This is a genomic window from Rhodococcus sp. K11/5 (genome assembly GCF_055193735.1).
In genome coordinates this window covers 66,946-78,444 of record NZ_JBUXET010000001.1, presented here as the reverse complement: position 1 = coordinate 78,444, position 11,499 = coordinate 66,946, and the positions used below count along the sequence as shown (strand labels likewise).

9 protein-coding genes are annotated in these 11,499 nt (G+C 66.2%); 6 read left to right on the top strand and 3 right to left on the bottom strand.

The annotated features are described in order from the left end of the window. Positions 1-105: 105 nt before the first annotated feature. Positions 106-1,875, bottom strand: a complete 1,770-nt coding sequence (locus ACY466_RS20690) for a hypothetical protein (protein ID WP_463252438.1) — start codon at positions 1,873-1,875, stop codon at positions 106-108. A 400-nt stretch (positions 1,876-2,275) separates the two neighbouring features. After that, on the bottom strand, positions 2,276-2,464 hold the full coding sequence (locus ACY466_RS20685) for a hypothetical protein (RefSeq protein WP_463252437.1): 189 nt from the start codon (positions 2,462-2,464) through the stop codon (positions 2,276-2,278). A 775-nt stretch (positions 2,465-3,239) separates the two neighbouring features. On the opposite strand from ACY466_RS20685, the gene ACY466_RS20680 reads away from it, so the two are divergent. Beyond that, positions 3,240-4,634: a cytochrome P450 gene (locus ACY466_RS20680; RefSeq protein ID WP_463252436.1), complete on the top strand. Its 1,395-nt coding sequence runs from the start codon at positions 3,240-3,242 to the stop codon at positions 4,632-4,634. Positions 4,635-4,673: 39 nt separating this feature from the next. Then, the gene (locus ACY466_RS20675) at positions 4,674-5,717 is read left to right on the top strand and encodes a GAF domain-containing protein (RefSeq protein ID WP_463252435.1); all 1,044 of its coding nucleotides are present in this window, start codon (positions 4,674-4,676) and stop codon (positions 5,715-5,717) included. A gap of 154 nt (positions 5,718-5,871) precedes the next feature. Here the strand turns inward: ACY466_RS20675 and ACY466_RS20670 are convergent, their stop codons facing one another. Continuing rightward, complete coding sequence (locus ACY466_RS20670; RefSeq protein ID WP_463252434.1) at positions 5,872-6,369, bottom strand: helix-turn-helix domain-containing protein; 498 nt, start codon at positions 6,367-6,369, stop codon at positions 5,872-5,874. 563 nt (positions 6,370-6,932) lie between these two features. Here ACY466_RS20670 and ACY466_RS20665 point away from each other — a divergent pair. From ACY466_RS20665 to ACY466_RS20650, 4 genes are all read left to right on the top strand, one after another. Continuing rightward, complete coding sequence (locus tag ACY466_RS20665) at positions 6,933-8,033, top strand: hypothetical protein (RefSeq protein ID WP_463252433.1); 1,101 nt, start codon at positions 6,933-6,935, stop codon at positions 8,031-8,033. 121 nt (positions 8,034-8,154) lie between these two features. Beyond that, a complete protein-coding gene (locus ACY466_RS20660) occupies positions 8,155-8,991 on the top strand; it encodes a hypothetical protein (protein ID WP_463252432.1) in 837 nt (278 codons plus the stop codon). Further along, positions 8,988-9,845 carry a hypothetical protein gene (locus ACY466_RS20655; RefSeq protein WP_463252431.1) on the top strand — a complete coding sequence of 286 codons (858 nt, stop codon included), beginning with the start codon at positions 8,988-8,990 and terminating at the stop codon, positions 9,843-9,845. The genes ACY466_RS20660 and ACY466_RS20655 overlap by 4 nt, the downstream gene beginning before the upstream one ends. Continuing rightward, positions 9,842-11,470, top strand: coding sequence for a cutinase family protein (locus ACY466_RS20650; RefSeq protein ID WP_463252430.1), 1,629 nt, complete (start codon positions 9,842-9,844; stop codon positions 11,468-11,470). Before ACY466_RS20655 ends, ACY466_RS20650 begins: the two co-directional genes overlap by 4 nt. Positions 11,471-11,499 lie beyond the last annotated feature (29 nt).

The window sequence follows — 11,499 nt, the reverse complement described above, 5'->3', positions numbered from 1 at the left end:
TGCGAGCTGTTTACCTTCACAGGGCTAGCGACACTAGCTTAGCTAGCACAGCAGGTCAGGCACCTAGTGGCGGTCGAAAATCCACCGGTTCTTGGAGAGAGCCCCTCATGTTCCCCACCTTCGTCCTGGGTCTGACTTCGTAACGTCGCCGGAAGCCTGATCGGCGTTCGCACCTAGACCAGGAGCAGAACCGAAATGTCCTAGCGACGCGTACGCGTCGTATTCGGGTCTGTATCGAGGCTCGTCCGCCATAACGGAGTCCCAAAGACCCTCGTCGGGTGGCGTTGCTCCGTCGTCCACGATGACGGACGCCCGCAAGAGTGGTGGCGCCGGGGTGCGCTGCGCTTCCCGTTCGGCCAGCCATTCTCGCCAGACAATGCGTTCGGCCCGATGTCGAACAATGCGGGTGCGAACCGCAGCGACGAGGCCGTGGCGCTGAGCGATGTCGTCAAGGTCTGTGTCGCCGACTCGGACGTATCCACCAACGACGGTGAGGAGTCCAACGGTGCGCAAGTCGCGGATGGTTTCGTAGCCGCTCGATCGCCCGATCCGCACTGCCTGAATCAGTTCATCGACGGTCATGGGACTACCGGCTACCGCCACCGTTTCGTAGAGGACGCGGTGGCGTTGGCCGATGACGCTCCACGCCGGATGGATGGTCTCAATGATCGCCGCCCGATTTCCCGGCCCTGAGCTGGCTTGTGCCGGCTTATCTCCGCTTGGTGGTACCAGTGCATACCGGTCGGCGTTCTGTCCTACCCCGCGAGCGATGAGCAAGACCGGCGATCCGGGGGTGTCCCTAAGCCGCTCAAGAGCAGACCACACCGTCGTCTCAGGGAGAAGCCCGGCAGCGGTCGACAAGGACCGCCCACCCAACGCCACTACCGGGACGCCCTCAACTAGTTCGCCTCCGGATGCTGCACCCCAGACCAGAGCATGCAGGACTGCGTGGGTGGACCAGCGATCGCGTCGTGAAGCGTATTCACGAGTGACCCACTCCTGAGCTCTAGCAAGCCAGGCAGTGAAGGCCGGGTCAGAAGTGCCCCCTGTGTGCTTTAACTTGTGCCCGGTATCCCGGACTGGTTCAGGAAGCGACGATGCGGCCCACTCAAGCGCGCGGCTTGCGTCTTTCCGGACTGCACCGAGGACGTTTGCGTAGTGGGCGTACGCGTCGCGCATACCAGCCCAATCGTCCGTGTTCAGTCGGTCGGTGATGTCGTCGGCAGTAGCGCCGGCCAGTACCGCGTGCGTGATGACCGACTGGCGAGCTTCGGAGCGGGACTGCCACCGTGTGCGATCGAGTCGGCCGGTGGCCGCGAAGGTCGTGACGGACGCCGGTGGGGGAGTAGATCGGCAAAAGCGGCTGTGCAGCCGGGCGGTACGGCCGGTTCCGACGATCCGCTCAGCGGCGACAGCCGCGCGAATCTCGTCACCGACGGTGCGAACCGCACCGGATGTACGCGAACGTGCGTGGGAAAGTCCGCCGAGCAGCGCGGACAGGCGCGTCACCACGGCTGGCTCGGACCCGACGGTCACGGCGTCGACAGCAGCAGCAAGGTCGCCGTCGAGCACCCGATGGCCACCCTCACGGCACGCGGACCCTGGAACCGTGATGCACCCGGTCGCGGCGTTAGTCATCGGCACGATGTCCAATGTCGGCAGGCGAGCGGCCAACTGGTCCAGCAGTGGCCGCAGTTCGGAGATGCCGACGGTGACGCCGGGGGCCAGCGGGATCAGGACATGGCGGCCGCCGCTTGTAGAAACGTCGACGACTGCGCGGCCGCCGGTCTCCGCCAGCCAACCGAGGACTCGGTTCACATCCGCTTGGACAGCAGCTGCTCCGTACGTCTTGGCGTCGAAGTCCAGTGCAATCACGCGTGCACGGCCGTGAGCGAACAGAGGTACAGCGGCAGGTACGAACGGCCGTCTCGTCGTCAGTGGGCGAGACGAGGTGAAGCCGCGCGCCGTCGCGTCGTACAGACGCATGGATCGGCGCGCCGCCAACATGGGTGCGAGACGGCGCCACAGGGAGTCTGGTGTCGACGCCAGTGACGCGACACGATGATTGATGCTTGAAGCTGAGTCAGGGCAGCATGTACCCTGAGACCTGTCCGCCAAGACAGTCCCTTCGGGGATTTGCAGCACTTAGGTTCGAGTTCCCGCTCGATCCTTATGACGTTGAAGCCCTCGGCCGCCTTGCCGGGGGCTTCGTCATTTCAGTGCTCTGTATGAAGTTCGGCGGAGATTCCCTCCGAACCGTGCGTTGTCTGCTTGCTCACCCAGTCATGGGCAGCTCCCGGTTCTGCTCATCGAACCCGCTACCTGCAGTGAGCTCCTCGACTGTGCTGCCGGCGGCCCGAGCGGTGAGCTCAGCGAGGAGCGCACCCAGCGTGATGCCTCTCTCTGCCGCGATCGCGGTGAGCTGCTGTTTGACCTGGGGATGCACTTTGGTGTTCATCTGCACCGGTCGATAAGGCAGCTGCGGGCGCCCTATGGGGCGAGTTCTCGGTGGCCTTGGCACGGCAGAAATGTTGCCTCGAGACCCTGCCGGACGTGCCACGACACGCCGACACCTCGAGAGATTTTCGGATAGCCGTGTCGCGTCACTGTGCATCGCGTGTTGCGGTTTACCGGTCATAGAGCACGCACGAGTCAGCGCCTGGGCGCCCGGCGCGGCGACACGCCAGCCACTTACTGAACCTGCATCAGGGTGCGTTGTACCCTGAGACAAGACCGACACAGTCTGTCCCTTCGAGTAGTGAGCAGCACCAGAGACGAAGTTGGCCCTTCGTCTTTGACACCGAGCCCCTCGACCCGCGGGTCGGGGGTTTTGGTGGTTTCTGGGCTTGCTCTTATGTACCCGCACGCGGATAGACGCACGGAGTTTAGAGCTGAACTAGCCCGTCAAAGGCAGTACCTCCTGGCTGAGTGGTCCCCGTAATTTGTCGGGCCGGCCGACATGGAGACTGAGAATGTCGGAAACGTAAGCCGTCGTCTCCCTGTATCCGTGCTGTGCTGCCGCCGCGGTCAGCGCCGCGTAGACCTCCGTCGGGACTGATCCAAGACGTGTAGTCGGACCAAGATGGGGACGTCCCATGAGGTGTACCTCCTTGTCGGGTTCGGTGCAAACAACCACGGACGGCAAGCTGATACTGCCCTGCGACCGGTTCCGCGTGGGGGATGACACGCCGTAATCGCGACCCAAAATAACTGGCACCGCACTGAGGGACACTGTCTCCATGGATCAAGTTGGACCGCCGCTCGCTCACCTCCCGCATCCGAAATTCCGGCTTCCCATCGCAGGAGATCTACTCAGCGTCGACTCATCCAAGCCTGTGCAGCGAGAAATGAAGATGGCCGATGAGCTCGGGGGCATCTACGAGCGAAAGATCTTCGGACATCGACTCGTGGTGGTTTCCGATCCAATTCTGGTCAACCAGGTCAACGACGAGAAGGTGTGGACTAAGTTTCTCGGCCTTCCGCATCGCAAGTTACGCGGCATCGCGGGCGACGGTCTGTTCACGGCGTTCAACTCCGAACCCAACTGGCAACTGGGGCATTCGATACTCGGCCCAGCCTTCAACAAGACCGCGATGCGCCGCTATCACGGATCGATGCAACGATCCATCGACGGACTGCTGGCAACCTGGGACGGCCTTTCTGCTCCCGAATCAGTTGAGGCCTACGAAGAGTGCTCGAAACTGGCGTTCGATGTGATTGGGCGTTGCGCACTCTCACATGATTTCGGAACGTTCGACGGTGACGTGCCATTCGCCGATGCGATTGCTCGGTCGCTTCGCTACGTCAATCGATCGTCGAACGATGTACCCGTAGTCCGAGCCGTCACGGGTCGATCCGCCGCCCGGCAACACGACAAGGATCTGGCGTTGATCCGAGATACTGTCGACTTACTCGTCGAGAACCGGATGCCTACTCGTCGTTCCGGCGCCAACGCTGACTCGGACCTGCTGCAGCACATGTTCGAAACGTTGGACCCCACGACGGGGAACGGTCTCAGTGTCGACAACATCAAGAACCAAATCATCACGTTCCTCGTTGCAGGGAACGAGACGACTGCGTCGACCATGGCGTTCGCACTGCACTTCTTGAGTCGTGACCCAAATCTGCAGCAGGCTTTGCGCGACGAGGTGGAAGCCGTCGCTCCGGGTGGCGGCGCGGTCGACTTTGACGACGTACCGAAACTCCGTCGCGTTCGCCGAGTGGTCGACGAGACATTGCGTCTGTGGCCGGCCGCACCCGGTTACTTCCGCAAGGCGCGTGAACGCGGCCCGGCCGAACTGGGCGGCTACAAGATTCCCGAAGGGTGGGTCTTTGTTCTTCTTCCACAGGTACATAGATCTGCATCCTGGGGAGCAGACGCCCGAAGCTTCGACCCCGATCGGTTCATTGCCGGCAGAACGGACCATGCCCCCGACCGTGTCTACAAGCCGTGGGGGACAGGGTTGAGAGCGTGTATCGGTCGCCAGTTCGCACTCCACGAGGCGGTGTTGGCCCTTGCGTCCATCGTCCGGCGGTACGACGTAGCACCTGATGGCAACTATGAGCTGGACGTACGGGAGGCCATCACGTTACGACCTCACGGTGCTCGATTGCGGCTATCACGCCGCGTTTAGATGTAACGTCTGGTCTCGCCTAGTCGGGGGAGTAAGCGCATGGATGTTCTGAACAGTTGGCACTTGATCGAGACTCTGACACCGGGAGTGATGACGGTCGTCAGTTCAGGCGGGAGAACCCGGAACTGGACGAAGGTCGACCGGTTGTCACCCGGGCCGGACATCGACGTGCCCACGCTCGTCGCACAGGCCTGCCAGTCTCGACAGGTTCAAGAGCATCAGGTCGCGAGCCGCCGTGGCACATTTCTAATCCGCGTGGTTCCTGTGTTGGGGCCTTCCGGCGAGGCACATGGAGCTCAACTGTGGTTGGGCGAGTCCGGCATCGTTCCTGACCCCCCTCGTATCGTTTCGGGAATCTCGTGGTTGCTGCAACGCACAGTGATTGCCCAGTCGCTCGAGGCCGCCTTGATGTCCGGTGTAAACCCCGCCGACCACGTTCCTGAACGCACGCCCGCCGAGTACTACGCCAAAGCCGTCAAGTTCGATGATTCGGAGTCGCTGTTCGCCGCGGCGTTGAACCCAGAGCACGGCAAGAGCTGGGAAGGCCCGATGTCCGTCCTGCACGCTGACGGGCACATCATGCGTTGGCACTGTTGGGGCAAGGGGCGCACCGACCCCGGTAACGTCGGCCTGCGACTGCTGTGGCACGACGTCACCGACACGACTGCACCAGACAAACCGACGCTGCTCGAACTGGGCCTACCCAGCGCTTTAGAGAGCGCGGGCACCCGGATGGCGGTATTCGATGCACACACCGGAATTCTGACGATGTGGCTGACGGATGCACCGGAGTGGGTCCGATGGAGGGACGTCGCCAGCGGCCGCGATGTTGTCCATGAGGAAGATCGATCGGTCTTGACCGATACCCTCGACCAGTGGTCACGATCTACCCCTCGACCCGTCGTCGCGGTCATTCGCATCAGGGCCAAGGACGGCGCTGATTGGCGGTGGCAACGCACGGAAGTGGAACTCAGGCCTTACCCGGAACAGTTGAGCGAGCGTCTGGTCCTGGCTGTGCTACCCGCGTCCGCGCCGACATCACACGATGGTCCGGCAAGGATTCCAGTCCGTCGACAGTCGTGATACTTTCGCCAAGGCACTCCACCTTCTAGGTCGAGATTCCTGTTGGCCGAACGGCCTTCAGACGCAGCCCATCCACCACGGGTGCTTGTTCGCTTCCGTGACGTCGATACTGCGTCTGGAGTTTGTCCATGTTGTTCCCACTGCCACAGCAGCGTCAGGCCGACTCGCCTCGCGGACGGCTACGCACCCGTTCGTACGCCGCGATCACGCGTGGAACGGGATACCGCAACACCTCCGCAACCTTCGACGCGGTCGAGTCGCTCAGTCGGCTCTGGCCCCGCTCCAGCGCTCCGATGTACTGGGGGCTGACACCCACCTCTTTAGCCAGCGCACCTTGGGTCAGCCCGCGAGACGTGCGCAGGTCGCCTAAGTACTCCTCTTCTTCGGCTACGAAGACGAAGTCGCTGATCGGCCGCCCCAATTCCTCCGCGCAGCGAGCCAACGAGTCGATCCGAGGATGCGACTGTCCCCGCTCCCATTGCGAGTACGTCGAAGATGCGACACCCACCAAACGGGCCACTTCAGCTCCGCTGAGCCCTACTGCAAGGCGACGTGCCCGGAGTTGTTCTGGCGCGAAGCCTCGCAGTCGCCGCCTCAACGAAGGAACCCCACAAGTGGACACGATGCCACTTGCGTCGACGCTGTAGCACATAAAGGATGTTTAGATGCTACGGTTAAACCGGTTGTTTAGAACGTCGATGCAGAAAGATGCCTGAAGGGGGGCCTACCAAACGCTTAAAGAGTCCCTGAACGCGCAAGCTGATTGCCGTCCGCGTAGCGCGTCCAGGGACCAATCCACACACCAGAAAAGGGCGTGGTAGCTCCAGGCTACCGGCGGCGACCGTTCCCAAGGCGACTTGCGAGCGTGTCAACGAGCGCTCTACCGAACGAGAAACGCCCGTCCCGAGGTCCTGTCGAGCACCGATTCACACGGTCAACATGCAGCTGTTGTCGAGATCAAGCATGGGCACCGATTGCCGAGCATTGCTTGCTCTTCACTCGTGCGACGCCACCTGTCTCGATCTGCGCGTCTACAGCGCATTGCGCCACGTCGTTCGTCCCTCAGTGGCCGCACCTACTGAGGGACGAACGGTCGACTGTTGCCTGTCTCGGCGAGGCCGGTTTACCCAAGAGTTTCGTGAAAGGTCCAGAATGTTGAACAGTGACAACAGTTTCGGGCGTCACCGCCGTCGTAGAACAGCAACGCGTTCCACCGTGGTCGCTGCATCTGCGGTCGCGGTGGCGGTCGCTTTCGCAGGTCCCGCCGCCGCCGACGAGGTCCAACCCGGACTGACGACCACGACCCCGCAGCAGCCGGGTCTGTCCACCACCGCACCCGCACCCACTCAGCAGCGCGAGTTCCTGCCCGGATACACCCCGTCCCCGCAGGTACAGCAGTCGCAGTGGCGCAGTTACGACGACTACCAGTCCGGCCGCCAGCAGTCTTCCACCGTCCCGGCCGTCTACTACTCGGCGCCTCCCGCGCAGCCGGCCCCACAGGTCGGGCCGCCCGCGCCGCTCGCGCCGCCTCCTGTGCCCACTGTCGAACGTAAGGTCATCGCACCCATCGACATTCCGGAGGGCTACATCGGCGTCGGCGGCGAGATCGTGCCGTACGACCGGAATGTCGTGGACCCGAACCTGGTGGAACAGTTCAACAACACCAGTCAGGCCTTGCAGGCAGACGGCGGAAACTTCCTCGTCGAGGCCGGATTCGCCGACGCACCCCGAGCCGACCGCATCTCCGCGGGAGTCGCCACCGGCATCGTCGCCGGCGGCACCGCAGGGTTCCTGGCTTCGCTCGTTCCCGCGGCCGTCATCACCGCCACCGGAGCAGGACTCGGTGGAGCGCTCGGTGTTGCCGCAACCACGGGCAGCGGGGCGATCGTGTGGGGCGGACCCGTCGGGTGGGTGTTCATCCCCGGTGCAGCCGCACTGGCCGGTGGGGCTGCGGGAGCTGCACTGTCCGCGCCGATCGTCCTCGGTCTGACCGTCACCGGCGCCGCACTCGGCGGCCTGCTCGGCGCCACGGTCACCGGTGGAGAGCAGCAGATCATCACCGAACCCGCCCCTGTCCCCGCACCCGCACCCGCTCCCGCCGCGGCCGCGCCGGTGTGGACACCGCCGCAGGACGTCCAGCAGGTGATCGACACGGCCCCGGCCTACGTCGAGCAGGCCCGCCAGGCCGTCACCGACGTGCCCGGCGGCGCCGACGTCCTCGGCGCGGTCGACGCCGTGTACGCCGACAACGCCCGGGCGCTCGAGCAGGGCGCGGCAGCTCTGAACAGCGCTGTCGCGTCGTTCCGTCCGGCCTGATCGTCGGGTGCGGCCGGACCCCATGCGGGGTCCGGCCGTATCCGAAGGTTCGGCCGACCACCTCGCCAGAGACACACCACGACCACTCATCGAGACCGACACCGAGGAAGGAGACGCGGAGATGCCCACCTCGAACCGAGCAGACGACGAGTGGTTCGCCCCGTTGTCCGCCCACCCCACCACCGAATCCGATCGTGCAGAAACGATTACGGTGGTCGACCACTCCGACGGCTACACCGGACACGTCGCGGTGATGACCCCACCGGACCAGCGGACCGACGACCATCTCGCGCCGTGGCAGGCGGTCCTCGCCGACCTCCCCACCGCGACAACACCGGTGAACGCCCCCGCGGCGCATCCCATTTCCGCGGCCGAGGCCGGGTGGGTACGCCGCCACCGGTCGTCCCTGGCGGTCGCGGCGTCCGTCGCCGCACTCTTGGCGGTCGCCGGCGGCGCTGTATGGGCCGTCCTACCCTCCGTGACCGACGACGCGCCGACCCCCTCGCTGGCGCAGGAGCTCGTCGCGACCACGGAAGCCGTGACCACGACCTCCGCCGCACCGTCACCGACCACACCGGCTGTCCTGCCGTTCGAGCAGTGGTGCGCCCAGCAGCCCGGCGGCGAGGTCGCCTCCGCGGACTCCGCCGATCCGGACCTCGCGGTCATCGCCCGCATCGAGGATGCCTACTACCGCAGCCGCGACGTCGGAGCGGCGAGCGCGCAGCTCGCCGACGGTATCGACCTCGACCCCGCTGCGTTCGCGGGCGCCGTCGCCGCCATCCCCGTCGGCACCGAGCACTGCGTCCTCGCCGACGAGAGGGCGCCGTCGCAGTTCCGGGTGACGGTGATCGAACGTCGCCCCGGTGGCGGGCAGAAGCGGTTCGTCAGCTCCATGACCACCGCACCGGCCGCCACCGGAGACACTGCCGTCATCGCCGCCATCGGCCCTGCGTCGTGACCGGCGCATACGGGACAAGCCCGTCCTACCTGGACTGGCTGCCCACCGCCGCGGCCACCGACACTGCCGACGCGGAGCCCGTCGCAGCGGCCGATCCGGCACAAAGGGTCGTCGTCGAGGACGGTCCGACCGCGCCGGCCCCGATCATCGTCGTCGCCGGGGCCCACGGCGGATCCGGAACGAGCGTGGTGGCGCTACTGCTGGCGATGGTCTCCGACGACACCGTCGTCGTCCTCGACGGAACGCCCGTCGGCGGGGACATCAGCCGCCGCACGCCCGCCCCCGTCGCGCAGACGGCCGCCGTGTGGAGCGTCTGGCTCACCGGTGACCGCGCACTGCCCACTTCCACCGGGTGGACCGTTCTGGGTCGGGACCGCCGCGACGACGCATCGCCCTCGCACCTCGCGTCAGCGGTGACCGCCGCCGCCACCGCCGTCGGTGGCCACGGGCTCGTGGTCGTCGACGCCGGAGCCTGCATCGGGTCTACGTGGTTCGACGCCGCCGCCGACCTGGCCGATCACATCGTCGTCACCATCGACGACCGACCGGGGGCGGCCAACGCCGCGCGCCCCGTGCTGACGGAGCTACGCGGACGCCTCGGCATCGCCGGGATGGGCCGCAGCGTGCAGCTCGTCGTCACCTCCCAACGCCCCGGCGTCGACCACGTCACCGGGCCGCTCGCCGATGCGCTGACCGGCCGGGTCGCCGGGGTCGTGCATCTGCCCTACGACGCCGAACTCGCCGCCGGTGTCGGTATCGACCCCTCCCAGTTGTCGGCCGCCGCTCTCGGCGCCGCACACACCGTGTTGTCCGGATCCCGCGCTCACCTGCACCGAGAGGCCCACCGACCATGACCCCACGCCCGCACCACCTCGCGCCGCCGCAGACGTGGCGCAAGCGGCTCCTCGCCGCAGCCGTCGCCGCCACCCTCGCGGCGGCCGCGGCGACCGGCACCGCCTCTGCTGCACCCACGCAGGCACCTCCAACCGGGTGCGACGTGCTCCACGTGTTCGGGCTGCAAGGCACAGGGGAATCCGGTGACGCCGCGGCCACCGACGTCGACTCCGGGTTCCTGGGCTCCGCGATCACCATCCCGCTCTCCCTGGCCGCCGCCGAGGTCGGGCGCACCCTGATCCCGTACGCAGCAAGCTTCGGCGGCAAGCCCGGCGACAGCACCGACCTGCCCTACGCCCAGTCCATCGCCGACGGTGTCGCAGCGGCCGAGAAGTTCCTCACCGACTACGCCGACCAGTGCCCCGGCAGCAAGATCGCTCTGACCGGCTACTCGCAAGGTGCCCAGGTCGCCTCCGAACTCGCCCGCACCATCGGGGCGGGAACCGGACCGGTTCCCGCCGCCGACGTCGCGGCGGTCGCGCTGTTCTCCGACCCAACCCGCCCCGCGGGTGCGGCGACATTCCCCGGCTCGTCGACACCCGACGCACCGGCACCGCCGCCCGGGGTTCCCGCGGCCGATCTCGACGGCCTGGCCGTGACCGCTCCTCCCGCCGACGGCGGCGGGATCGCCCCCACACTCGCCGCCTCCGCCACCTCGGCAACCTCAACCGGGGGCAGGGCATTCGGTCAGCTCAGTGGCCGCGTCGCGCAGTTCTGCACTCCCGGCGACCTCGCGTGCTCACTGCCGGCGAACTCGTCGCTGGCGAAGATCGCCACCAACATCTCCGGTCAACTGCACCTGCAGGAGCAGGACCCGCAGCGCACCCTCGTCGATCTCGCCGGGGCTGTGGGCGGAGCGACACTGCGCACTGCTGCCGACGTCGTCAACGAGGACGTCGACTTCAAGGGCGGCAAGTTCCAGGTCGCCTCCGGCGGAGACACCGTCCTCGGGCGCCTCGCCGAGAACTCGGCACAGACATCCGACACCCCGGAAGCCGACGCGAAGATCGTCCGCGCCGTGGTCAAGGCCGGAGTCATGGGGCTCGGCGCCGCGGTCACCGTGGCCAAGAAAGTGCTGACCCCCGCCACTATCACCGAACTCGCCACCGTGGGCCTGGCCAATCCGCCGGCGGCTCTGGCGGTGCTGGGAACGAAGATCACCGCCGCCGTGACGCAGCTGTTCCCGCCGGCCACCATCTCGTCGGTGCAACGGCGGATCTACTCCGAGATCACCCGCGGAGTCGAGGACAACAAGGGCCTGCTGACCCTCGCAACGGACGTCCGCTACTGGGACACCGTGCGCCTGCACGGCACCTACGACCAGGTTCCCGTGACTGCCGACGGACTATCGCCGGCGAAGTTCACCGTCGAGTGGTTCACCCGCCTCGCCGACGCCCTCGCCGACACCGGCAGCTCACAGACGACCCGCAGCTCGCCCGTCACGAGCACCACGACACGAGCACCCGCGACCGGCACCACGTCGACTACCTCCACCGCTCCCACCACCACTGGGGCGAGCACGACCACCTCGTCGAGCACGAGCAGCGCACCCACGACGCCCGGTTCCATCGCCGACGGTTCCTGACCGTCCGCACTGCTCTCGTCCCGCCACCG